Below are 26,418 nucleotides of genomic sequence, written 5' to 3'. Positions count from 1 at the left end.
CGGGTCCGCGCCGGGACCGGCCTGCCAGGGCGGCCGGATTCGAACCGGCGTGCCCCTCCTGGGCAAGGAGGCGCGCCTGCCTTTGCGCTACGACCTTGGCATTGGGCCGGATCGTATCCTGCGGCGCTACGGCCGCGGCACCGGCGGCCAGGGCGGTTCGACCAGCACGTCCGGGTCCCGCGCACCCGTCCACCAGCCGGCCGCGACGACCACCGGGAGGCAGGCCGCGGCGATGATCACGCCGAGGACGACGGTCGGGGCGTGCTCCTGCGGGTACCCGACCGTCCAGCCCAGCGCGGGCGCGACGAAGGCGAGTCCGGTCAGGACGGCCGCCGCGACGATGGCCGGGGTGCGGGGCCGGCGCAGGCGCGGCTGGGTCACCACGAGCGCCGTTCCGATGGCGACCAGACACGACGTCGTGACCGACCAGAGCGTCGTCGACATCGCGGCGTTCTCGCCGAAGAACGCGACCGCGCCGCTGATCGGGACGGCCAGGAAGAGGAACAGGGCGATGGGCGCCGCGGCGGTGAGGCCGCGGCCGAGCCGGGTGCGGACCCGGGTGGCCGCCACCGTCGTCCCGATCAGGAGCGCGAGCAGGGCCAGCAGCCCGGCCGTGCTCACGGCGTCCCCGATCACCCGGCCGAACCCGGTGAAGGGCACCGGCCGGATGTCCAGCCCGGTCCCGGCGTCCACGACCGGGACGCGGCGCCAGTCGCCGGCGGCCCCGCGGACCGCCAGCCCCTCCACGCCGTTGGCCACGAACACCTCGTGCCCGCCCGGGACGGCGCGGACGAGAACCTCCGTACTGGCCAGTTTGGACAGCCGGAGCACCCCGGCGGGGAACGGGTGCTGCCGCTGGACGAACTCCCACCGGGCGGCGGGCACTTCCCAGGCGGTGCGCCAGGTCCGGCCGCCATCGGTGGTCTCGTCGACGCCGAACAGGCGGCCGCCGCGCCGGTCGCCGGAGTCCGAGACGCCGTCGCCGTGCACCCGGTAGCAGTGCGCGGCGGCTTCCGGTGCGCACGCCTGGACCTGCGGCTGGCGCGACGCCCCGGACGACGCGGGCGCGGCCGAAAGGAACTTCCAGCCGTCGACGCCCGAGGCGGAACCGTAGAGCCGGCCCGCCGCCTCGATCACCACCTGCGAGCCGTCGCCGCGCACGGATTCGACCGCCTGGGTGGTATCCACGGGTGCCGAGGTCGCGGTGATCGCCAGCGCGGCGAAGGGCAGCACGACCACCACCCGCCACCGGGCCGCGAGCCCGTCCGGCACGGGCGGGGCCGCCGCCGCCCGGCGCCAGGCCCACCAGGACAGGCCCAGCGCGGGCAGGGCGACGAGGTCGGTGGGATCGGCCAGGACGACCGAGGGCCCGTTGACCACCGACCACACGGCCGAGACGGCGCCGGCCGCGCCGAGCTTGACCACCGCGAACCCGGCGCCGGTCACCAGCACCGCCGCCACGGCGGCCACCCGGGCAGCGAGGAAGAGGCCCAGCAGCAACCCCAGCAGCGGCGGGGCCACCACCAGCCCGGCGACGTCGCTGAGCTTGCCGGTGACCAGGCCCGGCCACGCCGGTTTGAAGACGTGGTCGTTGAGCAGCAGCAGCGCGGTGCCGCCGGCCGTCAGCGGATGCGCCGCCCAGCGCAGGAATACCCCGGTTCGCACCTGGTACAGCCTGGGGTGCGGTGATCACGGCCGTGACACGGCCCGGACCCGGATCGAGTCAGCTGTGCAGCACGGCCGCGAGGCCCTCCTGCAGGTCCTTGACGAAATACTCCGGCACTTCCAGCGACGGGAAGTGTCCCCCGCTCGCGGGCGCGTTCCACCGGACGATCTTCCGGTACCGGTCCTGCGCCCACGGAAGCGGGGTTTTCTCGATGTCCCGGGGGTACATCGTGATGGCCGCCGGGACGTCGACGCGCAGCTCCGGGTCGAGTGAATTGTGGCTCTCGTAGTAGATGCGGGCCGCCGACGCGCCGGACCGCGTCAGCCAGTACAGGGTGACGTCGTCGAGGATCCGGTCGCGCGAGATCGTCTCGAACGGGCTGTCTTCGGTGTCCGACCATTCGGCGAACTTGTCGAGGATCCACGCGAGCAGCCCGACCGGTGAGTCAACGAGCGAGTAACCGATGGTCTGCGGCCGGGTCGCCTGCTGCTTCGCGTACGCCGCGCGGTGGCGCCAGAAGTGGTGGGTCTCCTCGGCCCACCGGCGCTCGACCGGCGTCAGGCCGTCCACCGGCAACCCCGGCGGCCCCGCTGCGAACGTCGAGTGGATGCCCAGGACGCGCTCCGGGAACCGGCCGCCGAGCACCGTGGTGATGTTGCCGCCCCAGTCACCGCCGTGGGCGGCGAACCGGTCGTACCCGAGCCTTTTCATCAGCTCCACCCAGGCGGCCGCGATCTTTTCGGTGCCCCACCCGGTGGTGGCCGGTTTGTCGCTGTGACCGAAGCCGGGGAGCGACGGGACGACGACGTGGAACGCCGGCGCGTCGCCGTCCGCCGGATCCGCCAGTTCGGCCACCACGTCGACGAATTCGGCGACGCTGCCCGGCCAGCCGTGCGTGAGGACCAGCGGCGTGGCGTCCGCGCGGGAGGACCGGCGGTGCAGGAAGTGGATGCCCAGGCCGTCGACGGTCGTGCGGAACTGGCCGAGCTCGTCGAGCCGGGCTTCGAACGACCGCCAGTCGTACCCGGTGCGCCAGTAGGTCACGAGGTCGGTGAGGTCCGCGAGCGGGACGCCCTGCTCCCAGCGGCGCCGGGCGGTCTCGGCCTCCGGCAGCCGCGCCGCGGCCAGCCGCGCGCGCAGATCCGCCAGGTCGGCGTCGGACGCACGGGCTTCGAACGGGTGCACGTCGCTGGACATGAGACCTCCTGAACTCGACGGAACCGGCTTAGGTGGTTCTAACACGCCGACCGGTGACCCGCAACCGGCTAAGCTGGTTCCATGCCCGCTGAGTTCCCCGACTTCCGCCTCGGCACCGTGCTGGCGACGAGCTTCACGGCGACGCTGACGGAGCGCCGCGGCGACCCGGTGGAGCGGATCCCGACGCCGCAGCGGCTCGCCGACTGGCTGGCGGTGAGCGGCCTCGCCGTGACGTCGTGCACCACCGCCCAGCTGGAGCTCGCCCGCGAACTGCGGGAGTCGATCCACGCCGCCGCGACGGCGGCCGCGAGCGGGGAGGCACTGCCCGAGGCGGCGGTCCGGGTGATCAACGACCGCAGCGGCGCCGGCCGGGCCGCGGCGATCCTGACGCCCGCAGGCGAGCGGCACTGGCGGCTGAACGGCGTGGAAGACGCCCTCGGCGTGATCGCGGCCGACGCGATCGCCATCCTCGCCGGCGAGCGCGACGGGAGGCTGGCCCGGTGCGCGTCCCCGACCTGCCGGGCGGCGTTCTTCGACACCAGCCAAAGCCGCACCCGCAGGTGGTGCGACATGAACACGTGCGGGAACCGGCAGAAGAAGGCGCGGTTCCACGCCAATCAGCGCAGGAGCGGCGGATCGGGATGACGGCCGTGTTCGCACCGGCGGCAGGGCAAGGCGTCTGCGCCGCGGCAGTTCACCGGCGGCGGTGAGACCCGCCGTGAAAGGGGAAGCAGTGCGCGGGTTCCCGCCCTTGCCGGCCGAGGAGGCCGACCTCTGGTCGGCGAAGCCCGGCGCCTCCCGGGCGCTCTACCTCGTCCGCACCGTCGTGGCCGCGGGCCTCATCTGCGCTTGGGGCGACGACGAGGACACCGCGGTGATGGCGGATTCCGAGGGTCGCGTGGTCGTGCCGGTGTGGCCGCACCCGGACTTCGCGATCCGCGAGTTCGGGCCGGTGACCCCGGACGAGAAGCCGATCCCCGCGGACCTCGACCGGTTCCTCGAGGTGTGGCTGCCCGGACTGGCGGAAGACGGGTACGGCGTCGCGGTGTTCCCGGTCGGCGCCCGGATCGCCGTGACGTGGACACCGGCGCAGTTCGCGTCCAAGGTCCGGGCCGAGCGTGCCAAGCTTCGGTGATCGCGCGGAAGGGACGGTCATCCTGTCCGTACCGCCCGGGTCCGCCTTGCGGTCGCGGCCGTGGCGACCGGTGCGGGTACGCCCTGCACGAGCGGCTGCCGCCCGCACCACCGGCCTTCCCGGCCGCCGGGCACCGGCACGTGCGCACGACCCGGAATCCGCCGACGTCCACCGGGAACGAGTGACCGGCGTCGCCACCTCCTATCCGAGCTGGTCCCGCCGCCGGATCAAGTACGCCGTCTCGGCGGTGTTGCCCGCCAGCTCGATCGCCCGGTCGTACGCCGCCCGGGCGTGCTCGCCGCGGCCCAGGCGGCGCAGCAGGTCGGCGCGCGTCACGTGGAACGCGTGGTAGCCCGTCAGCTGGTCCTCGAGGCGGTCGACCGCCGCCAGTGCCACCTCCGGGCCGTCGAGCTCCGCGACCGCGATCGCCCGGTTCATCGCGATCACCGGCGACGGGTCCACGCGGACCAGCTGGTCGTAGAGGGCGACGACCTGGGACCAGTCCGTGTCGCGGATGTCGCGGGCCGACGTGTGCACGGCGTTGATCGCCGCCAGGATCTGGTAGCGGCCCGGGGCGACGCCGGCGGCGAGGCGCTCGCGCACCAGCGCGTGCCCCTCCGCGATCAGCGCCGTGTCCCACGCGCCGCGGTCCTGCTCGTCGAGCGCGACCAGCTCACCCGCCGCCACCCGGGCCGGGCGGCGGGCCTCGATCAGCAGCATCAGCGCCAGCAGCCCGGTCACCTCGCCGTCGGCCGGGAGGAGGGCGCGGACCAGGCGGGTCAGCCGGATCGCCTCGGCGGTCAGCTCGGCCCGGATCGGGTCGGTGCCGGGACCGGTCGCCAGGTAGCCCTCGTTGAACACCAGGTACAGGACCGTGAGCACGCCGGCCACCCGCGCCGGGAGGTCCTCGGCGGACGGCACGCGGTAGGGGATGCGGGCCGCCTTGATCTTGGCCTTCGCGCGGGTGATCCGCTGCTCCAACGCCGTTTCGCGCACCAGGAACGCGCGAGCGATCTCGGGCACCGTCAGCCCGCCGACCAGGCGCAGCGTCAGCGCCACCCGGGCCGGCGTCGCCAGCGCCGGGTGGCAGCACGTGAAGAGCAGCCGGAGCCGGTCGTCGTCGATGGCGCCCGGGGGCTCGGGCGGGTCGTCGTCGTGCACCATCCGGGCCTCCTGGTGCTTGTCGTCGCGCTTGCTCTCGCGCCGGATGCGGTCGATGGCCTTGCGGACGGCGGTGGTGGTCAGCCAGGCGCCGGGGTTCGGGGGCACGCCGTCGGCCCGCCAGCGTTCGACGGCGGTCGCGAACGCCTCGGCGGCCGCCTCCTCCGCGATGTCGAGGTCGCCGAACCGCCTGGTCAGCGCGGCCACCACCCGGGCCCACTCCTCCTGGTGGGCCCGGGTGACCGCGGCTTCGACGTCGCTCACCGGAACGGTCGCACCTCGATCTTGCGGTCACAGACCTTCGACGCTTCGGCGGCGAGCTTCAGCGCGACGTCCAGATCGGGCACCTCCCACACCCAGACGCCGGCCAGGTACTCCTTCGACTCGACGAACGGCCCGTCGCTGAGCACGGCCTGCTCGCCCCGGTTGTCGACGACCGTGGCCGCGTCGGTGTCCGCGAGGCCGCCCGCGAAGACCCAGTAGCCCTCGGCGATCAGCCGTTCGTTGAACTCGCTGATGGCCGGCTGCCGGTCCGTGCGGCCGGGTTCGCTCTTGTCGTCGATGACGGAAACCAGGTACTGCATCGCGGGATCCTCTCCGGTGGGTGGTGTTCACGCCTGGGCGTAGTGCGGGCGGCCGGCCGGCCGCAGGACCTGGATCGTCAAGCCCACGCTGTCGACCCGCGACTCGACCAGGTCGAGCGCGAGGTCGGGGCCGGTTCCCGGGAACAGCCGCGTGCCCTGGCCGACGACCACCGGCACGACCAGCAACGTCAGCTCGTCGACCAGGTCGTTCGCCAGCAGCCACCGGACCAGGGTGCCACTGCCGTGCACCTGCAGCTCGCCCCCGGGCTCGGCCTTCAGGTCCGCGACGGCGGCCGCGAGGTCACCGGGCAGGACGCGGGTGCCGGCCCACCGCGGTTCGGCGAGCGGGAAGGCGTCTGCGCGCTCGTAGATCCCGTTGATGAACGCGTGGGTCTCGGCGTCCCCGCGCCCAGGGCCCACCCGCAGCGTTCGAACCCGTTCCGGCGGTCTTCGTCCGACGCGCCGCCGTTGCCCTGGACGACTCCGTCGAGGGTGATCTGCGTGGTGGTCGTGAGCTTCATGGCCGGGATTCCTTCCGGTTGCGGGTGGCTTCACCCCTGCTACGAACGCCGCCGCACCGATCCGACAACCCCCACGCAAGATTTTCGGGATCGGTCCCGAGGGCCTAGGCTGAGTCCCGTCAGGACAGACACGGAGGATCGCCATGCCCCACACCGTCGCCTTCGACACCGTATCCACGGCCGGCCTCGAGTCGTCACCGGTCGCGGACGCGCTGGCCGGGCTGCGGGCGAACGAGGCCCGGTACTTCAAGAACAAGTACGACCACGACTTCACCGTCGAGCCCGCGAGCGAGGCGAAGGCGGCGATCGACCGGGTGCACCGCATCCTGGAGGAGGAGCGCGGCATCGTGATCGCCTCGCGCCCGCTCGAGGCGACCGAGTTCCAGGTCGAGAACATCCGGTGGACCTACGTCTTCTACGAGAACGGCCTGTCGATCAACGTCCTGTACACGGTGGACGAAGGCGGGAAGCGGGCAGTCGGGTTCAAGCTCTCCGACGGGATGGAGATCCCCGGGGAACTGTCGTCGTTCAAGTTCGCCCGCCAGAAGTCCAAGCTGGCCGGCACCATCCGCGGCTCCTACTTCGTCATCAAGAAGGAGTACTGACACCGCGTCCGAAACCGTGCCAGGCCGTCGCCGGGAATCCGGCGACGGCCTGCCGGCACTACGTGCGGTAGCGGAACAGGATGCGTCCGCGGTTCAGGTCGTACGGGCTCAGCTCCACCAGGACCCGGTCGAACGGCAGGATCTTGATGAAGTTCTTCCGGATCTTCCCGCTGATGTGCGCGAGCACCTTGTGCCCGTTCTCCAGCTCGACCCGGAACGTCGCGTTCCGCAGGCACTCGACGACCGTGCCCTCGATCTCGATCCCGGCCATCAGCGCAGCACCAGCTCGAGGTTGCTGCCGGCCCGGCGGGCTCCGGCGCCTTCGAACAGCGCCATCGCCGCCGTGTTCGCCTCGGTCACTTCGGCCGAGGCCGCGGGGATTCCCTTGCGGTGCAACGCGTCCAGCACGTGCAGCAGCAACGCGCGGCCGATTCCGCGGCGCTGCCGGTCCGCGCGGACCGCGAGCAGCCCGATCCGCGGCTGCCGCGTCACCGCCGCCAGCCGGACCAGGCCCAGGTAGCCGTCCGCGGACTCCGCCACCACGTACTTGGTGACGTCCGGGACGTCCGGGCGGGGCAGGATCTCCGCCGGCATCTCGGCCCAGCCCACCGTCGCCGAGACTTCGGCGCGGATCGCGTCTTCGAGCGAGCGCAGCGCGCGCTCGTCGGACGGCGGCCCGATCGTCACCCCCGCCGGAGCGGGTACCGGGCCCGGTGCCGTGGGGAGCACGTACTCCCACTCACGGCGGCGCGTCGTGAAACCGGCCGATGCCCAGCGGGACCGGAGCTCGGTGTCGGCTTCGTCGACCACTGTGTACAGCGGCCTCGGCAGCGCGGGCAGCATGTCGGCCGCCAGCAGCGCGAAGTCCGCGTCGTCCCACGTGTCGATGCTGAGGAAGAGGCGTCCGTCCGGTCGCCGGGAGACTTCCCCGCGGCCGGCCACGCCCGGCCGTTGGTGCAGATGGTTCATGGTGTCGCCTTTCGGGAGGATGGGCTCCCGGCGACACTGCGTCAGCCGCCCGCCCGTGACGACGAGGGGGAGCACCCACTGCGTACAACGTTCACGGGTCTCACCTCCTCGGGCCGGGTCACGGTCAAGGGCAAGTTACCAGCCCGCCGGCGGCCCGCCCACTCCTTTTCCGGCGGCGGGCGCGGAGACCGGTCAGGAATCGAGAAGCGCCGGTCAGCGGCCCGGACCTAGCGTTGCCGGCATGACGAACATCGACACCATCACCCTCGAAGTCACCGACACCGCCGCCGCCGAGCGCTTCTACGCCGACGCCTTCGGGCTGACCGGCCGGCTGCGGTTCCGGGTCGCCGAAGCGCCGAGCGACGGCTTCCGCGGCTTCACCCTCTCCCTCACCGTGCCCCAGCCCGCCGACGTCGATTCCCTGATCGGGACCGCGCTCGAGGCCGGCGCCACGACGATCAAGCCGGCCACGAAGTCCATGTGGGGCTACGGCGGCACCGTCCGGGCGCCGGACGGCACGATCTGGAAGCTCGCGACCTCGGCCAAGAAGAACACCGGCCCGGCCACCCGCAAGATCGACGCCGTCGTGCTCCTGCTGGGCGTCGCCGACGTGGCCGCCAGCAAGAAGTTCTACGTCGGCCACGGCATGACCGTCGCCAAGAGCTTCGGCAAGGTGTACGTCGAGTTCGACGCCGGCGAAAGCCCCGTCAAGCTGGCGCTGTACCGCCGCAAGGCGCTCGCGAAGGACGCCGGGGTCGCCCCCGAGGGCAGCGGCTCGCACCGGATCGCGGTCGGCGGCGCGGCCGCGGCGTTCACCGACCCGGACGGGTTCGCCTGGGAGACGACCGCCGCCGCGAGCCTGTCCTGAGCGGCCGGGGGCGGTGCTGCTCGCACGGCGTCCCCGACCGGGTTCCGGCAGACTTGCCGGGGTGCCCGAACTCCCCGAAGTGGAACTCGCCCGGCAGGTGCTCGCCGGTGCGCTCGGCCGGAAGATCCGCGAGGTCGACGACCACGACGACTGGGTCTGCCGCCCGCACGCGCCCGGGGACATCGCCACGGCGTTGCGCGGCGGCCGGCTCACCGAGGCGCACCGGCGGGGCAAGACCCTGTGGTGCGGAACGGAAAGCCGCACCGGGCGGCCCGGCCCGAACCTCGGTCTGCACCTCGGGATGGCCGGGCAGCTGCGGTTCGGCGGCCGAAGCGGGCCACCCGGCCCGGGGCGGTTCCGCGACCGGGCGGAGAAGCCGGAGTGGTTCCGCTTCGGGATCACTTTCGCCGACGGCGAACAGCTGCGCCTGTTCGACACGCGGCGGCTCAGCCGGGTCCGGCTGGACCCCGATCTCGACGCGCTCGGGCCCGACGCCGGCGAAATTTCGCGCCGCGAGTTCGGCGAGCGCGTCGGCCGCGGGCGGGCGCCGCTGAAAGCGCGGCTGCTCGACCAGTCGGTGGTGGCCGGGATCGGCAACCTGCTCGCGGACGAAACCCTCTGGCAGGCCGCGCTCGCCCCGGCGCGGCCGGTCGGCGAACTCGACGGCGACGACCTCGCGAACCTGCACAAGGCGCTGCGGAAGGCGCTGCGCGCGGCGATCCGCCACGGCGGCGTGCACACCGGCGAAATCATCGGCCACCGCCGGGCGGGTGACCACTGCCCGCGCTGCGGCGCGGAGATGAGCCACGGGACGGTCGGCGGCCGGTCGACGTGGTGGTGCTCGAAGGAGCAGTCCTAGCGGGTGCGCACCCTCGCGGGCGGTTTTTGTCGGGGGTAGCCGGTACCGTCGCGGACATGGCAACACTGGTCACTTTCCACGCCCACCCGGACGACGAGTGCCTCCGCACCGCGGGCGTCATGCGCAAGGCCGTCGAGGAGGGGCACCGGGTCGTGCTCGTCGTCGCCACCAAGGGCGAAGCCGGCGAGGTTCCCGACGGCTTCCTCGCCGAGGGCGAGAAGCTGGCCGACCGGCGGGTCCAGGAGTCGTACGCGGCGGCGGAGATCCTCGGCGTCGAGCGCGTGGAGTTCCTGGGCTACCGCGACTCGGGCATGATGGGCGAGCCGACGAACGACGACCCGGCGTGCTTCTGGCGCGCGGACGTGGAGAAGGCGGCCGAGCAGCTGGCGGCGATCCTGCGCGAGGAGTCGGCCGACGTCCTGACGGTGTACGACGACAACGGCGACTACGGCCACCCGGACCACATCCAGGTCCACCGCGTCGGCGTCCGCGCGGCCGAACTGGCCGGCACGTCCCGCGTGTTCCAGGCGACGTTCAACCGCGAGTTCATGCAGCGCGGCATGGAAGCGGCGGTGGCGGACGGGACGCTCCCGCCGGAGGCGGCACCGAAGCCCCCGGAGAACGTGGAGTTCGGCAAGCCGGAGGCCGAGATCACGGCGGCGGTCGACGTGTCGGAGTACGCGGCGGTCAAGCGCGCGGCGATGCGCGCGCACCCGAGCCAGATCACCGAGGAGATGTTCATGCTGGCGATGCCGGACGAGGTGTTCAACCAGGCGTTCGGCACGGAGTGGTTCATCCGCGCGGGTGAAGGCCCAGGCATCACGGAAACCGACCTGATGGCCGGCCTCTAACCCCCGGGCCCAGGCCCGGGGCCGGGGCCCGGGCCGGGGCCGGGGCCGGGGCCGGGGCCGGGGCCGGGGGAAAGGATCGTGATGCCCCGCCAATCACGCGAGATGCCCCTCCAGTCACGCGAGATCCGGCCACAATCACGCGAGATCCGGCTCCAATCACGCCGGACTCGGCTCCGGTCACACCGACCCTCCGGTCACACCATCCGACCCTCCGGGTACGCCATCCGACCCTCCAAGTACGCAAACCGACCCCTCAGGTACGCCATCCGACCTCCCGGGTACTCCGCACTCGGGTGACCGAACCCGTGCCTCGCGTGATCAAGGACCGAACTCGCGTGGTCGGCGGCGATGTTCAATGGTTACGTCGCTTCTTCACCCGGACCGGCGGGAGGGCTCGTGCGCAGGACCATCGACTGGGCCGATGGGGCCATCGTCATCGTCGACCAGACCGCACTCCCCCGGGACTACCGGGTGCTCGAGCTGCGGAGCGTCGGTGAGCTCGTCGACGCCGTCAAGCGGCTCGCCGTGCGGGGTGCTCCCGCGCTCGGGGCCGCCGGGGCGCTCGGCGTGGCCCTCTCCGCGCAGCACCGCGGCGATGTCCGGGCCGACGCCGACCTCATCGCGCACGCCCGGCCGACCGCCGTCAACCTCGCCTGGGGTGTCGAACGCGCCCTCTCGAAGCTCGACCAGGGCCCGGACGCCGTCCTCGCGGAGGCGCTCGCCCTGCTCGACGAGGACGAACACCTCAACAAGACCGCCTCGAAGCACGCCGCCGACGTCGTGCTCGCCGAGTGCGCGCGGCGGCCGCTGCGGCTGCTCACCCACTGCAACGCCGGGCGCCTCGCCACCGTCGGCTGGGGCAGTGCCCTCGGGGTCGTCTGGCACCTGCACGAACGCGGGCTCGTCGAAGAAGTCCTCGTCGACGAGACGCGCCCGCTGCTCCAAGGGGCCCGGCTGACGGCGTGGGAACTCGACCAGGCGGAGGTCCCCTACCGCGTCCAGCCCGACGGGGCCGCCGCGGCGGCCATGGCGCGGGGGATGGTCGACTGCGTCCTCGTCGGGGCGGACCGGATCGCCGCGAACGGCGATGTCGCCAACAAGATCGGCACCTACGGCCTCGCCATCGCCGCCCGGCACCACGGTGTGCCGTTCGTCGTGGTCGCGCCTTCGTCCACTGTGGACAGCACGCTCGCGGACGGCGCGGGCATCGCCATCGAGGAACGCGACGCCCGCGAGCTCACCGAGTACGGCGGGGTGCCGATCACGCCGGTCGCCGCGCGCGTCTTCAACCCCGCCTTCGACGTCACCCCGCACGACCTGGTCACGGCCGTGGTCACCGAGCACGGTGTGCTCAGGGACGGTGTGCTCAGGGGCGGGGTCCGATCTCCCGGCCGCCGTCGGTCACCGTGATCGCCATCGCCGGGCACGAGTCCGCCGCGTCGAGCACCGTTTCGTCGGCCGCCACCGTCGGCGTCACCGGGTGCGCCACCGGGCCGTCGAGGACGAACACCTCGGGCATCAGCGCCGCGCACATCCCCGACCCGATGCAGGTGTGTTCGTCGACTTCCACGTGCCAGCTCATCGTCACCATCCGATCGGCATCGACCGCGGTCCGCGGACGAGCATCTGCGTCTTCCACACGATATCGCCGGCCAAGTGCAGCCCCGGCAACTCGGTGACCAACGCGCGCAGCGCCTCCTGCAGCTCCAGCCGGGCCAGCGGCGCACCCAGGCAGTGGTGGACGCCGTGGCCGAAGCCCAGGTGGTGGTTCTCCTCGCGGTCGAAGCGCAGTTCCTCGGCGTCGCCGAACTGGAGCCCGTCCCGGTTGGCCGCGCCGATCGCGACCAGCACCGGCTCCCCCGCGCGCACCAGCACGCCCCCGACCTCGACGTCTTCGGTGGCGTACCGCGCGAAGCCCGCGCCCGCCCCCAGCGGCACGAACCGCAGCAGCTCTTCGACGGCGGCCGGGATCAGGTCCGGGTCGGCGCACAGCCGCTCCCACTGCTCGTGCTGGTCCAGCAGGGCGTAGACGAAGTTCGGGATCTGGCTCGCCGTGGTCTCGTGGCCGGCCACGAGGATGCCGACGCACAGGTCGACCAGCTCGAGCTCGGTCAGCCGGTCGCGGACGTCGCGGGCCTCGATCAGCGCCGTCATCAGGTCGTCCTGCGGCTGCGAGCGGTGTTCGGCGATCAGCCCCCGCATGTAGTCGCGCAGCTCTTCGCGGTTGCGCTCGAACTCCTCGGGCGTCAGCCCGCTGGTGGACAGCGCCGCGTCGCTCCACACGCGGAACTTCGGCCGGTCCGCGACCGGGACGCCGAGCAGCTCGCAGATCACCGCGACCGGGATCGGCAGCGCGTAGGCGTCGACGAGGTCGGCGGGCGGGCCGGCGGCCTTCATGTCCGCGATCAGCCCCGACGCCAGTGCGGCGACGCGCGGCCGGAGCAGCTCGACGCGGCGCATGGTGAACGCCTTCGCGACCAGCGTCCGCAGCCGCGTGTGATCGGGCGGGTCCATCTGCAGGATGCCGCCCTCGCGCTGCACCGGCGAGCGGCGCGGGGCGTCCTTCTCCTTCTCCATCGCCCGCGAGAACCGGCGGTCGCCCAGCACCAGCCGGGCGTCGGCGTAGCGGGTGGCCAGCCACGCCGGCTCCCCGTAGGTCATCTTCACCCGGACCAGGCCGTCGGCTTCCCGCGCGGCCGCGTAGGCCTCGTTCAGGTCGAGCCCGGCCTCCTCGTTGAACGGGTACGCGAGCGGTTCGGTGTGGGTGGCGGTCATGCGGGAACCCCCGTGCTCGAGTTTGTAAGCAGCTGCTTACAACGCTACACAGTTTCTTCCCGCCTGTCACGATCCGCCATTGCTCAGTCACCGAAGCCTAGGTTACGGTGACCTAGGTGTGGATCGAAATCCTCTTGCTGTCCAAGCTGGCCGTCGAGCCGATGCACGGCTACGAACTCCGCAAGGCGGTGGAGGCCTCGACCGGCCACACCCTGTCGAACAACTCGCTCTACCCGACGCTGCGGCGTTTCGTCGACGCGGGCGCGGTGAGCCGCAGCGCGGAGGAGCAGGAGGCCAAACCGCCGCGGCACGTCTACACCATCACCGAGGTCGGGCGGGAACTGCTGCACGACCTGCTCGCGGACTTCCCGGCCGACCTCGCGCTCAACGAGCCGGAGTTCCTGGCCCGCGTCGGGAACTTCGCGTGGCTGCGCCCGCCGGAACGAAAGCGGGTGCTCGACGTCCGCAGGAACGCGCTGACCGCCGAACACGCCCGGCTCACCGAGCTGGCCGCGGGCCAGGCCGACCCGTGGGGCCGGGCCGCGCTGCAGCACGTGCTCGGGAAGTTCGACGCCGAACTCCGCTGGCTCGCCGGCCTCACCACCGATCCGAGGGAAGACGCATGACGACCACCGAAGAGACACCCCGCCTCCCCTTCGCCCGCGCGAACGCACTCGCGATCGCCCCGGACTACCAGGTCCTCCGGCAGCAGGCGCCGGTGAGCCGGGTGCTCACCCCGGCCGGCGACCCGGCCTGGCTGGTGACGTCCTACGAGGAGGCCAAGGAGGTGTTCCGCGACCGCCGCTTCGGCCGGTCGCACCCGGCGCCCGAACAGGCGTCGCGGATCTCCTACGCCGCGCTGCAGGACGGCCCGAGCGGCGACTTCGAGACCGAAGAACACGTGCACAAGCGGATGCGCCGGATGCTGGCGCCCGCGTTCTCCGCGCCCAGGATGCGCGCGCTCGGCGACCGCATCGCGGAGCTGACCGACCGCTGCCTCGACGACATGCAGGCCGCGCGCGAAGCCCGCCCCGGCGAGCCCGTCGACCTGACCGACTTCCTCGCGTTCCCGTTGCCGGTGCTGGTGATCTGCGAGCTGCTCGGCGTCCCGTACGCCGACCGCGAGCACTTCCGCGGGTTGTCCGAGCGGATCGCGGTGATGGACGGCGGCGAAGACGCCCAGGCGGCGATGGCGGAGTTCATGGCCTACATGACGAAGCTCGCCGACGCCAAGCGCGCGGACCCGCAGCCCGACGTCATCTCCGACATGGTCGCGGTCCAGGCCGAAGACCCGACGTTCACCGACGAGGACCTCGCCCGGAGGGCGCAGGCCTGCTGTTCGCCGGCCACGAGACGACGTCGACGCGCATCGCGATGGGCACGCTGTTCCTGCTCACCGACACCGCCCGCCGCGACCGCTTCGCCGCCGACCCCGAGGGCCAGGTGAACCAGACGGTCGAGGAGATCCTGCGGCTGACCGCGACCAGCGGCACCGGCCTGCTGCGGTACGCCCACGAAGACGTCGAGATCGCCGGCGTCCGGATCATGCGCGGCGACGCCGTCCTCATCTCCAGCGACGCGGCCAACCGGGACGCGTCGGTGTTCGCCGACCCGGACGGGTTCGACCCCGACCGGACGCCGAACGTGCACCTCGCCTTCGGCACCGGCGCGCACGTCTGCATCGGCGCCAACCTCGCCCGCACCGAGCTGCGCACGGTGTTCCCGAAGCTGTTCCGCCGCTTCCCGGGCCTGCGCCTGGCCGTCGGGATCGACGAGATCCCGGTGCGCACCAACCGCGTGGCCGGCGGCGTCGAGCGCGTGCCGGTGGAGTGGTGAGCGTGAAGATCAGCGTCGACACGGCAAGCTGCGTCTCGTCCGGCCAGTGCGTGCTGCTGGCTCCGGAGGCGTTCGACCAGAACGAGGACGACGGCACGGTCGTCCTGCTCACACCCGAGCCGCCCGCCGGAGCGGAGGACGCGGTCCGGCAGGCGGAACTGACCTGCCCGGCCGCCGCGATCCGCCTCTCCGGCGCCTGAGGGTCCGTCGCGCCGCGTCCGGTTTGCCGGTTAACCTGCTTCGATGACGGAACAGGCCGGTCGCAGACGGGACGCGGCCGCGACGCGGCAGGCGTTGCTGGACGCCGCGGCGAAGCTGTTCGCCGAGCGCGGGTTCGACCGGACCACCGTGCGGGACATCGCCAAGCTGGCCGGGGCGAACCAGTCGCTGCTGTTCCGCTACTTCGGCAGCAAAGAGGCCCTGTTCGAGGCGGTCATCGCCCGCTCGGGGCGCGAACAGCTCGCCGCGACCCCGGCCGAGCGGCTCTTCAGCACGTCGCTGCGCAGCATGCTCGACCCGGAGGGTCAGCGGAACCGCGCGCTGGAGACGTACCTGCGCTCGTCGGGCAGCGACAACGTCGCCGCGGCGATCCGGCACGAAGTCGGCCGGGAGTACGCTCGCGTGCTCGCCACGCTGACCGACGCCCCGGACGCCGAACTGCGGGCGGACCTGGCGCTCGCCTGGCTGATGGGCATCGCGCTGGTCCGCGAGGTCACCGGCAAGGAACCGCTGGCCAGCGCCGATCCCGACGACATCGTCCGGCTCGTCCTCACCGCGACCAGGACGCTGCTGGAGCGCAGCGAATAGGTCACGGCAGCGCCCGGCGCAGCAGTTCGGCCAGGTGCACCGGGGTCCGGCCCGACTCCTGGGCGATCTGGGTCCGGCAGCTGAAGCCGTCCGACACCACCACCGTTTCCGGTGCGGCCGCGCGGATCGCGGGCAGCATCCGGTCCTCCGCCACCGCCTTCGACACCTCGTAGTGGCCGCGCTCGAAACCGAAGTTGCCCGCGAGGCCGCAACAGCCCGAGTCGAGCGTCGTGTTCCGGACGCCCGCGGCCGCCAGCGCGGACTCGTCGGCGCCGAAGCCGAGGACCGCGTGCTGGTGGCAGTGCACCTGCGTGATCGCGTCGACGTCCAGCGCGGCGAACGGGATCGGCGCACGCTCCAGCAGTTCCGCGAACGTGAACGTCCGCGCGGCCAGCAGTTCCGCGCGGGCGTCGCCCGGCATCAGCGCGGGCAGGTCGCCGCGGAACAGCGCCGTGCAGCTCGGTTCCAGGCCCGCCACCTCGTAACCCTCCTGCAGGTACGGCAGGAGCACGTCCAGGGTCCGGTCCAGGACGCGGCGCGCCACGCCGAGCTGGCCGGTCGACACCCACGTCAGTCCACAGCAGACTCCGCGGTCCGGCAGCACGACGTCGTACCCGGCGGCGGTGAGCACCTCGTGCGCGGCGTCGAGCACCGACGGCGTCAGGTAGTTGTTGAAGGAATCCGGCCACAGCACCACCCGCCGCTGCCCGGACGCCTTCCGCCGCAGGTCCGCGTGCGACGACGTGAACGGGGCGGGGGCGAACGACGGCAGCTCGCGTTCCGGCGCGATCCCGCCGAGCCGTTTCACCAAGCCGGCCAGCCGGGACCGCCCGACGGCGTTGGCCAGCCGCGGGACGCGCGCGCTGAGCCGCAGCCACAGCGGTAGCCAGCCCATCGAGTAGTGCGACGCCGGGCGCAGCCGCCGCCGGTAGTGGTGGTGCAGGAACTCGGCCTTGTACGTCGCCATGTCGACGTCGACCGGGCAGTCCGAGAGACATCCCTTGCAGGACAGGCACAAGTCGAGAGCATCGTGCACTTCGGACGACCGCCAGCCGTCGGTGATGACTTCGCCGTTGATCATCTCGGCGAGCAGGTGGGCACGCCCGCGCGTCGAGTGCTGTTCCTCGCGGGTGGCCCGGTAGCTCGGGCACATCACGCCGCCGCCGCTGGTGTTGCGGCACTTCCCCACCCCGACGCAGCGCCGCATCGCCTGGCCGAAGTTCCCGCGGTCCTCCGGGTAGCCGAGGAAGACACTGTCCTCGAAGGACTGCGAAGTCGAGCGAACACGCAGGTCGGCGTCGATCGGCCGCGGTGCCACCAGGATGCCGGGGTTCATCCGCCCGGCGGGGTCGAAGATCGCCTTGAACCGCGCGAAGACGGCCAGCATCTCCGGGCTGTACATGCGCGACAGCAGCTCCGACCGCGCCTGGCCGTCGCCGTGTTCGCCGGACAGCGAGCCGCCGTGCGCCGCGACGAGGTCCGCGGCCTCCTCGAGGAAGCGCCGGAAGCCCGCGACGCCGGAGGTGGACAGCAGGTCGAAGTCCAGCCGCAGGTGCAGGCAGCCTTCGCCGTAGTGGCCGTAGACGACGCTGCGGCGCCCGTGCGCGCGCATGAGTTCCTTGAACTCGCGCAGGTACGCACCGAGCCGCTCGGGCGGGACGGCCGCGTCTTCCCAGCCCGGCCAGGCCTCCGAGCCGTCGGCGAGCCGGGTCGCGAGGCCGGCGCCTTCCTCGCGGATGCGCCACAGCCCGCGTTGCGCCGCCGGGTCGTCGACGATCGCGAACCCGGTGAGGTCGAGCGACGCGGCCAGCTCCCGGGCGCGCGCGGCCGGGTCGTCGCCGGCCAGCTCGACGAACAGCCACGCGCCGCCCGGCGGCAGGTCGCGGACCCGCCCGGGGAGCATGGCGACGAGCTCGGCGTCCACGCCTTCGACGGTCAGCGGCGACCACGGGAGGATCGACGGCACCGCGTCGGCCGCCGCGATGTCGGACGGGAAGCCCAGGACGGCGAGCACCTTGCGGTCCGGCAGGCGGGCGAGCGAGACCGTCGCCTCCAGGACGGTCACGCAGGTGCCTTCCGAGCCGACGAGCGCCTTGGCGACGTCGAAGCCGTTCTCCGGCAGCAGGTGTTCGAGCCCGTAGCCCGACACGCGCCGCGGCCACGTCGAGAGTTCCTTGCGCAGCAGAGCGAGGTTGCCGCGCACCAGCGCGCGCAGCTCGTCGAAGATCCGGCCTTCGGTGGGTTCCTCCGGGCCGACCCGCAGCCGCGTGCCGTCGTAGAGCAGGACCTCCAGCGAGTGGACGACGTCGACCGTGCGCCCCCACGCCACCGAGTGCGAACCGCACGCGTTGTTGCCGATCATCCCGCCGAGCGTGCAGCGGCTGTGCGTCGACGGGTCCGGGCCGAACCGCAGGCCGTGCGGCGCCGCGACGGCCTGCAGGTCGTCGAGGACCGTGCCGGGCAGCACCCGCGCGAGCCGCGTGTCCGGGTCCAGCGAGAGCACCCCGCCGAGGTGGCGCGAGGTGTCGATCACCAGCCCCGGGCCGCACGCGTTCCCGGCGACGCTCGTGCCGCCGCCGCGGGCGATCACCGGCAGGTCGCGGGCGCGGGCTTCGGCGACGGCCGCGACGACGTCGTCGACGGTCCGCGGCAGCACCACGCCGCGGGGCACGTGGCGGTAGTTGGACGCGTCGGTGGTGTACAGCGCGAGCGTGGCGGCGTCGGTGAGGATCTCCACGCCCCCATTCAAGTCGACGGGGCACCGCCGCGGCGAACCCGTGCGACGATCCGCGGCATGACGATCGACCTGCACGCGCACAGCACGGCCTCGGACGGGACGACGCCGCCCGCCGAACTCCCGCGGCTGGCCGCCGAGGCGGGGCTGACGGCGGTCGCGCTCACCGACCACGACACGTTCGCGGGCCTGGCCGCGGCCACCGCCGCCGCCGCGGACGTCGAGGTGGTCCCCGGGGTCGAGATCTCGTGCCGGCTCGACGACGCCGAGGTGCACCTGCTGGGGCTGTTCGCCGACCCCGGGCACGAGGCACTGGCCGCCGAGCTGGCGCTGATCCGCACCGACCGGGACCGCCGCGGGGTGCGGATGGTCGAACGCTGCCGCGAGCTGGGCGCCCCGATCACCCTGGCCCAGGTCCGGACGATCGCCGGAGGCGCCCCGCTCGGCCGCCCGCACATCGCGGCGGCCCTGGCCGCGGCGGGCATCACCGACGCTTTCACCCCGGACTGGATCGCCGACGGCGGCCGGGCCGACGTGCCGAAGCACGTCCTGGCCACGGCGGACGCGATCGCACTGGTCCGCGCGGCGGGCGGCGTGGCGGTGCTGGCCCACCCGCGCTCGGTCAAGCGGCGTGCTTCGGTGTCGGACACGCAGCTGGCGGCCCTCCGCGACGCCGGGCTCGCGGGGATCGAGGCGGACCACCCGGAGCAGCCACCCGAGGTCCGCGACCGGCTCCGGGAAGTGGCCGCGGACCTGGGGTTGCTGGTCACCGGCTCGAGCGACTTCCACGGTGACCGGAAGGCGGTCCGACTTGGCGAGTGCACTACCGCGCCTGAGGTGTTCGCGGCCCTCCGGGAGGCCGCTGGAGGGCGGTGAAGGGTTCGGTCACGGCGTCGGGCGGGAGGCTAATCGTCACTGCCTGCGGCGAGGCGAGCCGACGCTCGGTCACCGCGGCCGTTTGCCCCAGCGAGGCGACTCACGAAGGCCCCGCACCAGCCGCAAGCCGACGCTCGGCCAGCGCGGCCGCCTCCTGCAGCGGGGTGGTCGCGTTGGCCTCGGCCGCGGCGAGGAGCGCGCGCACCGTGTCCTCGATCGTCTCCACGCGGGCGAGCGCGGCCTCGTGGCCGAGGCCCTCGGCCTCCCTCGAAAGCGTGTAGAGGATGCCGCCCGCGCTCGCCACGTAGTCCGGGATCCAGCGGATGCCGCGGGCGGCGAGCTGCTCCGCGACGGTGTCGTCGGTCAGCTGGTTGTTCGCCGGGCCCACCACGAGCGGCGTGTCGAGCCGGGCCGCCGTCTCGGGGTCGAGCACTCCGCCGACCGCCGCCGGGATCACCACGTCGGCGGTCAGGGTGAGCGCCTTCTCCGGCTCCGCCCAGGTCAGGCCCTGCTTTTCGGCGCCCGCCCGCTTGCCGGGGTCGATGTCGGAGACCACCACACCCGCGCCCGCGGCCTGCAGGCTCGCCGCGAGGTGCGCGCCCACTGAGCCGTAGCCGCTGATCACCACCCGGCGGCCCGTCATGTCCGCCGAGCCGGCCGCCGCCCGGAGCGCCGCGAGCACGCCGACCGCCGTCGGGCCGCTGGAGGAACCGGTTCCGCCCGCGGACTCCGGCGTGCAGAACGCGTACGGCGAGGCTTCGCGGAGCACGAGCATGTCCGCCGGTCCGGTGCCCACGTCCGGGCCCGCCTGGTAGCGGCCGCCGAAGCCGGCGATCAGGTCGGCGTGGTCGAGCAGGACGGCCCGACGCTCCTCGGGCGAAAGCACCCTGCCGGGTTCGGTCGCGATGACGCTCTTGCCGCCGCCGAACGCCAGTCCGGCGACCGCGCACTTCGCCGTCATCGCGGCCGAGAGGCGGAGGACGTCGCCGATGGCTTCTTCGAGCGTGCTGTAGGGCTTGAAGCGGCAGCCGCCGACGGCGGGGCCGAGCGCGGTCGAGTGGATCGCGACCATCGTGGTGATGCCGGATCGACGGCCCCGGCGGACTACGAGCTGCTCATGTGCGGTCATGAGCGCCGAAGTTAGAGTGAATACCGGCAGTTCGAACCAGCTGCCGAACGAAATTCGGGTCCGACAGGGAGAGCCCGGTGCTGGACGAACTTGATTCGGCGATCGTGCGGCTGCTGCAGGAAGACGCCCGCCAGACCAACCGGGACATCGCCCGGAAGGTCGGCATCGCGCCCTCGACGTGCCTCGAACGCATCCGGCTGCTGCGCGAGCGCGGCGTCATCCGCGGCTACCACGCCGACGTCGACCTGGCGAGCCTCAACCGCGGCGTCCGGGCGCTCGTGACGGCGCAGGTGCGGCCGCTCAGCCGGGCGGTGATCGATTCCTTCCAGCGGTCGATCGCCGAACTGCCGGAGGTCCTTTCGGTGTACGTCACGGCGGGAAACGACGATTTCCTGATCGAAGTCACCACCCCGGACATCGACGCGCTGCACGCATTCCTGACCGACCGGCTGGCGTTGCGCCGCGAGATCGTCGGGTTCCGGACCTCGATCGTTTTCCGGCACCTGCGGAAGACGACGCTTGAGCCGCTCCCGTAGGGGTACCCCACACAGGACGCGACACGCCACCCCTACGTGGAACCCCGAAATACCCGGGTTCGCACGCTCGGAGGCGGAAACTGTCGGTGGCGGGGCGTCTAATGAGCCCGAAGGGAAGGAGGCACCGCCATGATCACCGCATTGAACCATCGTGAGCGGGCCACGTTGAGAGCCGTGGCCGAGGGCCACGCCGAGATCAGCTGCAGCTGCGAGCCCGACCTGTTCATCGACGGCCTGAGCTGCTGCGACCAGTCCACCGTGCACCGGCTCGCGCGGCTCGGCCTGATCGCACCCGCGCACCCCGGCAGGTGCGGCGAGCGCGTGCCCGCCATGCTCACCGAGGCCGGCTCGCGGGCGCTGGGCGAGGTCCTCGCCGCCGCCGCGTAAACGCATTGCCACACTCTGGGGTTACTGCCAGCATCACCCGATGCACGTATTCCTCGAAACCGAGCGGCTGATCTTCCGCCGGTTCACCGAGAACGACGCCGACGCGCTCTTCGAGCTCTACGACGATCCGGCCGTCATGAAGTACCTCAATGGGGGACAGCCGGCGGACCGCACCGAGATCGTCACACTGGATCTCCCCGCGTTCCTCGGTTACTACGAGCGTTTCCCCGGTTACGGGTTCTGGGCGGCGATCGAAAAGAGCACCGGCGACTTCCTGGGGTGGTTCCATTTCCGCCCGCGTCCCGCCGATCCACCCGACGAACCCGAACTGGGGTACCGGTTGCACCGGAAGGCGTGGGGCAAGGGTTACGGGACGGAAGGGTCCGCGGCCCTGCTCGCGAAGGGGTTCACCGAACTGGGGGTCACGCGGGTCACGGCGTTCACCATGACGGTGAACAAGGCCTCGCGCCGCGTGATGGAGAAGCTGGGGATGCGGTTCGTCCGCACGTACTTCGAGGAATTCCCGGAACACGAGCGCGCCGAGGGCAGCGAACACGGCGAAGTCGAGTACGCGATCACCCGCGAGGAGTGGCTCGCGAGCGCCGGGCGAGGCGCTCACGAGCCACCGGATCAGCGGTAGACCTCGAACTCGTAGATGCGCGCCGCGCCGTTCCCGTCGTTGGCCGGCGTGGTCAGGTTGAGCTTCACGTACCGCGCCGAGCGCGTCGTGATCGGGTGGTACGTGCGGCTCGCCCGCGACCCGGTCACCGACGCCACCGTCGTCCACGTCGAACCGTCGGTCGACGTCTGGATGGTGAAGGCGCCGGTGTTCCAGCTCGTGGTCTCGCCGCCGAGACCGGCGTGCTTGACCACGAACGACGACACGTTCTGCGCCGCCCCCAGGTCGACCTGCAGGTACTTGGTCGCGGCGGTGGTGCAGAACTTGCTGTTGTTCGCGAGGCTGCCGTCGACGGCCTTGTCCGCGGTCTCGGCCGAGTTGCACGACGCCGAACCCGTGGCCGCCTTGCCCTGGGCCAGGTTCGTGCCGAGTTCCGGCGCCGCGGCCGGCGGCGTGAACCCGTCGTTGTACGACGGCGGGACGTCGGACACCGCGGTGCCCCAGGCGCTCGGCGACGAGCCCATCGCGTAGCTCAGCGTCGACGCGCCCGCGATGTCGCCGTAGCGGATCCACGACTTCGTCGTCGAGACGCCGTTGACGCTCACGCTCTGCACGTACTGGGCGCCCTGGCCCGCGCCGCTGCCGGTGATCCGGATCGTCCCCGAAGGCCGGATGATCGACGCCGACGGGAACAGCGGGCCGTGCAGGGCCAGCACGTCCGCGCCCGGCGTCGCCGGGTACATGCCCAGCGCGGCGAAGACGTACCACGCCGAGGTGGCGCCGAGGTCGTCGTTGCCGGGCAGGCCGCCGGCGCCGGTGGTGAACGATTCGTTCATCACCCGCCGCACCGCGGAACTGGTGCCCTGCGGGTGGGCGGCGTAGTTGTAGGCCCACGGCACGCCGTGCTCGGGCTCGTTGCCGATGTAGAAGTACGGCTGGGTGAGCCCGCCGTTGAGCTGCGTGAAGTGGTGGTCCAGCCGCTGGACGGCGGTCTGGCGGCCGCCCATCAGGTTGATCACCCCCTGGTAGTTGTACGGCACCATCCACGTGTACTGCGACGGGTTGCCCTCGGTGTAGCCGCTGTTGCTCGACGGCACGACCGGCCACGCCCAGGTGCCGTCGCTCCCCCGCGGCTGGACGTAGCCCGAGTCGGGGCCGAACACGTTCTGCCACCACTGGGCGCGCTGCATGTAGGTGTTGTACTTCGTGGTGTCGCCGACCGCCTTCGCGAACTGCGCAATCGCGAAGTCCGACGCCGAGTACTCGAGCGAGTCCGACGGGTCTTCGTAGACGTAGTGCCGGCTGAGGTAGCCGCTTTCCCGGCCGCGGATCGCCTGGCCCTGGGTGGTGCCGCCGTTCGCGCTCTTGTCCATCAGCGTCAGCGCCGCCGCGGTGTCGAACCCGCGGACCCCGAAGGCGTACATGCTGCCGACGATGATCGGCCCGGGGTCGCCGGTCATCACGAAGTGCTCGTTGCTGTTGTGCGACCACTTGGGCAGCAACCCGCCCTGCTGGCCGTCGAGCACCATCGACTTCGCGATGTCGCTCGCTTCGTTCGGCGCGACGAGCCCGATGAGCGCGGACCACGACCGGTAGATGTCCCAGCCGGAGTAGTTCTGGTAGACGGTGTGCGACGCGGTGTGGACGGCCTGGTCGAACCCGCGGTACTGGCCGTTCGTGTCACTGGCGGTGTTCGGGTTCTGGAAGACGTGGTACAGCGCCGTGTAGAACTTCTGGAGGTCGGCGGCGGCGCCGCCGGTCACCTGGACGCGGTTGAGGACGTTGTTCCAGCTCGTGTCGGCCGCGCCGCGGATCCCGGCGAAGTCGAAGCCGGGGTTCTCGGCGGCGAGGTTCGCCTGCGCGTTGGCCAGGCTGACGAACGAGATGCCGACCTTCGCCTGCACGGTCGCGTTGCTCGAGGTGTCGAAGGTGACGTAACCGCCGGAGTTCGTGCCGCTGGTGCTCGAGCTCCCGGCGCTGACCGTGCCGCCGAGCCAGGTACCGAACCCGCTGGGCGCGCGGTCGAACTGGATGACGTAGTAGATCTGGTACGTCTTCGACGAACCGCAGAAGCCACCGCCGGTCACCGAACCGGTGAGCTGGCTGCCGCTGATGCTGATGCTGCCGTTCCGGCTGCCGGTGGCGCTGCGGCTGGTGTTGACGAGCAGCCGTGCGGACGTCGTGTTCGGGTAGGTCAGCTTCATGAAGCCGGTCCGCTGGGTGGCGGACAGCTCGACGGTCGTGTTGTAGGTGTCGAGCTTGTTCTTGTAGTACCCGGGCGCGGCGGACTCGTTCGCCTTGGTGTAGCTGCCCGCGTACCCGGTCCAGCCGGTGCCCGGCGAGGTGCCGAGCGCGCCGGTGATCGGCAGCAGGCCGAGGTCTTCGTTGTTGGCGCAGCCGGCGCCGTTGAAGTGGGTGAGGCTGAACTCTTCGATGCTGGTGTCGCTGTAGCGGTACCCGGACGGGGATGCGGTCGGCGTGTCCGGGCTGAACTGCACCATCCCGAACGGCACCACCGCGCCGGGGTACGTGCTGCCGCCGGCGCCGCCGGGAACGGGGTTGGGCGAGTTGCTGTTGTCGGTGCCGATGAAGGGATTCACGTACTGCGTGAGGGCGAGCGTCGCGGCGCCGGCCGGGGTGGCCGGCAGTGCGGTGAGCCCCGCCCCCGCGACAGCCGCGGCGAGCAAAGCACCGCGCAGCCGTCTGTTCAGCCTCGAGAGTGGTCCGGACATGAGCCCTTCCTCTCTTGTCGCACGCTTTCCGCCGGGCGACAACGTTGTCGGACAAGCAGAATGGTGGTGACAACGTTGTCAGCACCGCATGCGCCGCGCTGGCAACGTTCAGGGGATCGAAGTGGTACCGGAACTCGGTGGCACGACATGGTGCCACGAAAGGGACCGTCCGCGAAAGCACCGAAAGTTCGTTGCGCGGCAAGCGAATCCTGGACCGGACCACTTAGGGCCGGTGGACCACCCAGTGGTCACCGAGCGCGGTCGGCCAAGCCGTCCGTTACGTGACTGAACCCGGATCTCGCGTGACCCAGGCCGGAACTCGCGTGATTGAAGGCGGAACTCGCGACTTCCGGGTCCAATCACGCGAGTCACGGGTCCAATCACGCGAGATACGGCTTCCGTCACGCGAGTCACGGATTCGGACGCGCGAGCCACCGGCCGGGTCAGCGGCGGTGGATCACCCAGTGGTCACCGAGCGCGGTCGTCGTCGCCTCGCCGTTCGTCAGGTCGGCCAGCCAGCCGTGGAAAGCGCCGGCCTCCGCCGGCGCAAGACCGACCTCGAAGCGGGCCAGTTCGTCGAAGCGGGTCGCGTGGAGCGAGTACGGGGACGCGCGCAGGTCGTTCTCCAGCCGGCCCGCGCGGTCGTAGCCGACCGCCACCTCCACCAGGCTGAGACGCCGGTGTTCTAGTACACCAACAACTTCCAGAGCGTCCGAAACGGACTGACCGTACGCGCGGATCAATCCGCCCGCGCCCAGCAGCACTCCCCCGAAGTACCGCGTCACCACCGCGACCGTGTCGGTCAGCTCACGGCGGCGCAGCACTTCCAGCATCGGGGTGCCCGCGGTGCCGGCCGGTTCGCCGTCGTCGCTGGAGCGCCGGGTTCGCCCGTCCGGCCCCAAAACGAAGGCGTGGCAGTGGTGTCGCGCACCCGGATCGGCGCTGCGGCGGGCCGCGATGAACTCGCGCGCCGCCTCTTCCGACGCCACGGGAGCGAGCGCGCAGAGGAACCGCGAGCGCTTGATCTCGATCTCGTGGACGCCTTCCCGAGCCACGGAGAGATAACGATCAGCCATCGGAGCAGTCCGCCATGCCCCCAGCTTCCCACCCCCGCGGCAGGGTACGACAGCGGCCCTGGACCACTTCGGACGGACATTTACGCAGGTCAACGACACAGCAGCCCGCTCTGCGGGAGTTCCAGCCCGGCATATGGGACTACCCACCGCCGCGTCAACGCCAGCGTGGCATTTCCCACCCGGAGGCAACGACGTATGTCGATAACAGCGAATTCACACTATCGTCATAAGACCCGGCGAACCCGGGAGTAACACCGCGCGCTCCGGACGACCCCCACCACAGTGGCCGTCCTGTGCGCGCCCGCAGCACCCGACATGTTCGGCTGCCCAGTGTTGTGCGGCCTCCCAGATGCCTTCGCGGCCGGTTTCCGAGCATCGGCGCTCGGCCGGTCCTTCGCGGCATCTTGCACTGCGACACACCCACGCAGACACCACCCACGCCGACAACAGCAGCAACTGTTCTCGACTGACCATCGCGGTACCGGACCACTTCGT

26 protein-coding genes, 1 tRNA gene and 2 pseudogenes are annotated in these 26,418 nt (G+C 72.0%); 15 read left to right on the top strand and 14 right to left on the bottom strand.

Translation table 11 applies throughout. The features are described 5' to 3' along the window. Positions 1 to 22: 22 nt before the first annotated feature. From ACLJPY_RS43395 to ACLJPY_RS43385, 3 genes are all read right to left on the bottom strand, one after another. A tRNA-Gly gene (locus ACLJPY_RS43395) sits at positions 23 to 100 on the bottom strand. Between the two features lie 26 nt (positions 101 to 126). Next, complete coding sequence (locus tag ACLJPY_RS43390) at positions 127 to 1,665, bottom strand: hypothetical protein (RefSeq protein ID WP_410596814.1); 1,539 nt, start codon at positions 1,663 to 1,665, stop codon at positions 127 to 129. Positions 1,666 to 1,723: 58 nt separating this feature from the next. Then, on the bottom strand, positions 1,724 to 2,863 hold the full coding sequence (locus ACLJPY_RS43385; RefSeq protein ID WP_410596813.1) for an epoxide hydrolase: 1,140 nt from the start codon (positions 2,861 to 2,863) through the stop codon (positions 1,724 to 1,726). 81 nt (positions 2,864 to 2,944) lie between these two features. Here ACLJPY_RS43385 and ACLJPY_RS43380 point away from each other — a divergent pair, with 81 nt between their 5' ends. Both ACLJPY_RS43380 and ACLJPY_RS43375 read left to right on the top strand, forming a co-directional pair. Further along, positions 2,945 to 3,508 carry a CGNR zinc finger domain-containing protein gene (locus ACLJPY_RS43380; protein ID WP_410596812.1) on the top strand — a complete coding sequence of 188 codons (564 nt, stop codon included), beginning with the start codon at positions 2,945 to 2,947 and terminating at the stop codon, positions 3,506 to 3,508. A 73-nt stretch (positions 3,509 to 3,581) separates the two neighbouring features. After that, positions 3,582 to 3,998: a DUF2750 domain-containing protein gene (locus ACLJPY_RS43375; protein ID WP_410596811.1), complete on the top strand. Its 417-nt coding sequence runs from the start codon at positions 3,582 to 3,584 to the stop codon at positions 3,996 to 3,998. A gap of 201 nt (positions 3,999 to 4,199) precedes the next feature. On the opposite strand, the gene ACLJPY_RS43370 is transcribed toward ACLJPY_RS43375, so the two are convergent. From ACLJPY_RS43370 to ACLJPY_RS43360, 3 genes and pseudogenes are all read right to left on the bottom strand, one after another. Then, positions 4,200 to 5,423, bottom strand: a complete 1,224-nt coding sequence (locus tag ACLJPY_RS43370; RefSeq protein WP_410596810.1) for an RNA polymerase sigma factor — start codon at positions 5,421 to 5,423, stop codon at positions 4,200 to 4,202. Next, positions 5,420 to 5,743: a YciI family protein gene (locus ACLJPY_RS43365; protein WP_410596809.1), complete on the bottom strand. Its 324-nt coding sequence runs from the start codon at positions 5,741 to 5,743 to the stop codon at positions 5,420 to 5,422. The genes ACLJPY_RS43370 and ACLJPY_RS43365 overlap by 4 nt, the downstream gene beginning before the upstream one ends. A 27-nt stretch (positions 5,744 to 5,770) precedes the next feature. Then, positions 5,771 to 6,264, bottom strand: a pseudogene (locus ACLJPY_RS43360) (dihydrofolate reductase family protein). 143 nt (positions 6,265 to 6,407) lie between these two features. Here ACLJPY_RS43360 and ACLJPY_RS43355 point away from each other — a divergent pair. Continuing rightward, positions 6,408 to 6,869 (top strand): phage tail protein, encoded by a 462-nt coding sequence (locus tag ACLJPY_RS43355; protein WP_410596808.1) that lies wholly within the window; start codon positions 6,408 to 6,410, stop codon positions 6,867 to 6,869. A gap of 58 nt (positions 6,870 to 6,927) precedes the next feature. Here ACLJPY_RS43355 and infA read toward each other — a convergent pair whose 3' ends face one another. Next, positions 6,928 to 7,140: a translation initiation factor IF-1 gene (gene infA / locus ACLJPY_RS43350; protein WP_176175606.1), complete on the bottom strand. Its 213-nt coding sequence runs from the start codon at positions 7,138 to 7,140 to the stop codon at positions 6,928 to 6,930. Next, a complete protein-coding gene (locus tag ACLJPY_RS43345) occupies positions 7,140 to 7,838 on the bottom strand; it encodes a GNAT family N-acetyltransferase (protein WP_410596807.1) in 699 nt (232 codons plus the stop codon). The genes infA and ACLJPY_RS43345 overlap by 1 nt, the downstream gene beginning before the upstream one ends. Positions 7,839 to 8,079: 241 nt before the next feature. Here ACLJPY_RS43345 and ACLJPY_RS43340 point away from each other — a divergent pair, with 241 nt between their 5' ends. The 4 genes from ACLJPY_RS43340 (at position 8,080) to mtnA (ending at position 11,826) form a co-directional block, all read left to right on the top strand. Beyond that, complete coding sequence (locus tag ACLJPY_RS43340) at positions 8,080 to 8,706, top strand: glyoxalase (RefSeq protein ID WP_410596806.1); 627 nt, start codon at positions 8,080 to 8,082, stop codon at positions 8,704 to 8,706. 61 nt (positions 8,707 to 8,767) lie between these two features. Further along, a complete protein-coding gene (locus ACLJPY_RS43335; protein ID WP_410596805.1) occupies positions 8,768 to 9,565 on the top strand; it encodes an Fpg/Nei family DNA glycosylase in 798 nt (265 codons plus the stop codon). A gap of 56 nt (positions 9,566 to 9,621) precedes the next feature. After that, entirely contained in the window at positions 9,622 to 10,416 is a 795-nt protein-coding gene (locus ACLJPY_RS43330) for a PIG-L family deacetylase (RefSeq protein ID WP_410596804.1), read from the top strand. Between the two features lie 396 nt (positions 10,417 to 10,812). After that, entirely contained in the window at positions 10,813 to 11,826 is a 1,014-nt protein-coding gene (gene mtnA / locus ACLJPY_RS43325) for an S-methyl-5-thioribose-1-phosphate isomerase (RefSeq protein WP_410596803.1), read from the top strand. On the opposite strand, the gene ACLJPY_RS43320 is transcribed toward mtnA, so the two are convergent. Both ACLJPY_RS43320 and ACLJPY_RS43315 read right to left on the bottom strand, forming a co-directional pair. Then, positions 11,783 to 11,998: a ferredoxin gene (locus tag ACLJPY_RS43320; RefSeq protein WP_410596802.1), complete on the bottom strand. Its 216-nt coding sequence runs from the start codon at positions 11,996 to 11,998 to the stop codon at positions 11,783 to 11,785. The genes mtnA and ACLJPY_RS43320 overlap by 44 nt on opposite strands. A 2-nt stretch (positions 11,999 to 12,000) precedes the next feature. Further along, on the bottom strand, positions 12,001 to 13,191 hold the full coding sequence (locus ACLJPY_RS43315; protein ID WP_410596801.1) for a cytochrome P450: 1,191 nt from the start codon (positions 13,189 to 13,191) through the stop codon (positions 12,001 to 12,003). 116 nt (positions 13,192 to 13,307) lie between these two features. Between ACLJPY_RS43315 and ACLJPY_RS43310 the strand changes: the two genes are divergently transcribed. The 4 genes and pseudogenes from ACLJPY_RS43310 (at position 13,308) to ACLJPY_RS43295 (ending at position 15,834) form a co-directional block, all read left to right on the top strand. Continuing rightward, a complete protein-coding gene (locus ACLJPY_RS43310; protein ID WP_410596800.1) occupies positions 13,308 to 13,817 on the top strand; it encodes a PadR family transcriptional regulator in 510 nt (169 codons plus the stop codon). Continuing rightward, positions 13,814 to 15,027: pseudogene (locus ACLJPY_RS43305) on the top strand (cytochrome P450). Before ACLJPY_RS43310 ends, ACLJPY_RS43305 begins: the two are co-directional and overlap by 4 nt. A gap of 2 nt (positions 15,028 to 15,029) precedes the next feature. Further along, a complete protein-coding gene (locus ACLJPY_RS43300; protein WP_410596917.1) occupies positions 15,030 to 15,227 on the top strand; it encodes a ferredoxin in 198 nt (65 codons plus the stop codon). A gap of 43 nt (positions 15,228 to 15,270) precedes the next feature. Continuing rightward, positions 15,271 to 15,834 carry a TetR family transcriptional regulator gene (locus ACLJPY_RS43295; protein ID WP_410596799.1) on the top strand — a complete coding sequence of 188 codons (564 nt, stop codon included), beginning with the start codon at positions 15,271 to 15,273 and terminating at the stop codon, positions 15,832 to 15,834. A gap of 1 nt (position 15,835) precedes the next feature. Here the strand turns inward: ACLJPY_RS43295 and ACLJPY_RS43290 are convergent, their stop codons facing one another. Next, the gene (locus tag ACLJPY_RS43290; RefSeq protein WP_410596798.1) at positions 15,836 to 18,571 is read right to left on the bottom strand and encodes an FAD-binding and (Fe-S)-binding domain-containing protein; all 2,736 of its coding nucleotides are present in this window, start codon (positions 18,569 to 18,571) and stop codon (positions 15,836 to 15,838) included. Positions 18,572 to 18,628: 57 nt separating this feature from the next. On the opposite strand from ACLJPY_RS43290, the gene ACLJPY_RS43285 reads away from it, so the two are divergent. After that, positions 18,629 to 19,444: a PHP domain-containing protein gene (locus tag ACLJPY_RS43285; RefSeq protein WP_410596797.1), complete on the top strand. Its 816-nt coding sequence runs from the start codon at positions 18,629 to 18,631 to the stop codon at positions 19,442 to 19,444. A gap of 100 nt (positions 19,445 to 19,544) precedes the next feature. Here the strand turns inward: ACLJPY_RS43285 and ACLJPY_RS43280 are convergent, their stop codons facing one another. Continuing rightward, entirely contained in the window at positions 19,545 to 20,573 is a 1,029-nt protein-coding gene (locus tag ACLJPY_RS43280; RefSeq protein WP_410596796.1) for a Glu/Leu/Phe/Val dehydrogenase dimerization domain-containing protein, read from the bottom strand. Between the two features lie 80 nt (positions 20,574 to 20,653). On the opposite strand from ACLJPY_RS43280, the gene ACLJPY_RS43275 reads away from it, so the two are divergent. From ACLJPY_RS43275 to ACLJPY_RS43265, 3 genes are all read left to right on the top strand, one after another. Next, complete coding sequence (locus ACLJPY_RS43275) at positions 20,654 to 21,109, top strand: Lrp/AsnC family transcriptional regulator (protein WP_103337692.1); 456 nt, start codon at positions 20,654 to 20,656, stop codon at positions 21,107 to 21,109. Positions 21,110 to 21,238: 129 nt separating this feature from the next. Then, complete coding sequence (locus ACLJPY_RS43270; protein WP_410596795.1) at positions 21,239 to 21,496, top strand: hypothetical protein; 258 nt, start codon at positions 21,239 to 21,241, stop codon at positions 21,494 to 21,496. A gap of 40 nt (positions 21,497 to 21,536) precedes the next feature. Next, on the top strand, positions 21,537 to 22,136 hold the full coding sequence (locus ACLJPY_RS43265; RefSeq protein ID WP_410596794.1) for a GNAT family N-acetyltransferase: 600 nt from the start codon (positions 21,537 to 21,539) through the stop codon (positions 22,134 to 22,136). Here the strand turns inward: ACLJPY_RS43265 and ACLJPY_RS43260 are convergent. Both ACLJPY_RS43260 and ACLJPY_RS43255 read right to left on the bottom strand, forming a co-directional pair. After that, positions 22,127 to 24,847, bottom strand: coding sequence for a GH92 family glycosyl hydrolase (locus tag ACLJPY_RS43260; RefSeq protein WP_410596793.1), 2,721 nt, complete (start codon positions 24,845 to 24,847; stop codon positions 22,127 to 22,129). The genes ACLJPY_RS43265 and ACLJPY_RS43260 overlap by 10 nt on opposite strands. A gap of 443 nt (positions 24,848 to 25,290) precedes the next feature. Next, positions 25,291 to 25,923, bottom strand: coding sequence for a YigZ family protein (locus ACLJPY_RS43255; RefSeq protein WP_410596792.1), 633 nt, complete (start codon positions 25,921 to 25,923; stop codon positions 25,291 to 25,293). Positions 25,924 to 26,418 lie beyond the last annotated feature (495 nt).

The organism is Amycolatopsis sp. lyj-23 (assembly GCF_046549135.1).
GTDB lineage: Bacteria > Actinomycetota > Actinomycetes > Mycobacteriales > Pseudonocardiaceae > Amycolatopsis.
This window is presented reverse-complemented; position numbering and strand designations above follow the sequence as displayed.

Bases quoted from the DNA above. Each gene is read 5' to 3' on its own strand.
- ACLJPY_RS43345 (WP_410596807.1), bottom strand. From the start codon at position 7,838: ATGAACCATCTGCACCAACGGCCGGGCGTGGCCGGCCGCGGGGAAGTC.
- ACLJPY_RS43295 (WP_410596799.1), top strand. From the start codon at position 15,271: ATGACGGAACAGGCCGGTCGCAGACGGGACGCGGCCGCGACGCGGCAG.
- ACLJPY_RS43285 (WP_410596797.1), top strand. From the start codon at position 18,629: ATGACGATCGACCTGCACGCGCACAGCACGGCCTCGGACGGGACGACG.
- ACLJPY_RS43320 (WP_410596802.1), bottom strand. From the start codon at position 11,998: ATGAGCTGGCACGTGGAAGTCGACGAACACACCTGCATCGGGTCGGGG.
- ACLJPY_RS43340 (WP_410596806.1), top strand. From the start codon at position 8,080: ATGACGAACATCGACACCATCACCCTCGAAGTCACCGACACCGCCGCC.
- ACLJPY_RS43270 (WP_410596795.1), top strand. From the start codon at position 21,239: ATGATCACCGCATTGAACCATCGTGAGCGGGCCACGTTGAGAGCCGTG.
- ACLJPY_RS43315 (WP_410596801.1), bottom strand. From the start codon at position 13,191: ATGACCGCCACCCACACCGAACCGCTCGCGTACCCGTTCAACGAGGAG.
- infA (WP_176175606.1), bottom strand. From the start codon at position 7,140: ATGGCCGGGATCGAGATCGAGGGCACGGTCGTCGAGTGCCTGCGGAAC.
- ACLJPY_RS43265 (WP_410596794.1), top strand. From the start codon at position 21,537: ATGCACGTATTCCTCGAAACCGAGCGGCTGATCTTCCGCCGGTTCACC.
- ACLJPY_RS43330 (WP_410596804.1), top strand. From the start codon at position 9,622: ATGGCAACACTGGTCACTTTCCACGCCCACCCGGACGACGAGTGCCTC.
- ACLJPY_RS43385 (WP_410596813.1), bottom strand. From the start codon at position 2,863: ATGTCCAGCGACGTGCACCCGTTCGAAGCCCGTGCGTCCGACGCCGAC.
- ACLJPY_RS43380 (WP_410596812.1), top strand. From the start codon at position 2,945: ATGCCCGCTGAGTTCCCCGACTTCCGCCTCGGCACCGTGCTGGCGACG.
- ACLJPY_RS43260 (WP_410596793.1), bottom strand. From the start codon at position 24,847: ATGTCCGGACCACTCTCGAGGCTGAACAGACGGCTGCGCGGTGCTTTG.
- ACLJPY_RS43355 (WP_410596808.1), top strand. From the start codon at position 6,408: ATGCCCCACACCGTCGCCTTCGACACCGTATCCACGGCCGGCCTCGAG.
- ACLJPY_RS43255 (WP_410596792.1), bottom strand. From the start codon at position 25,923: ATGGCTGATCGTTATCTCTCCGTGGCTCGGGAAGGCGTCCACGAGATC.
- ACLJPY_RS43280 (WP_410596796.1), bottom strand. From the start codon at position 20,573: ATGACCGCACATGAGCAGCTCGTAGTCCGCCGGGGCCGTCGATCCGGC.
- ACLJPY_RS43365 (WP_410596809.1), bottom strand. From the start codon at position 5,743: ATGCAGTACCTGGTTTCCGTCATCGACGACAAGAGCGAACCCGGCCGC.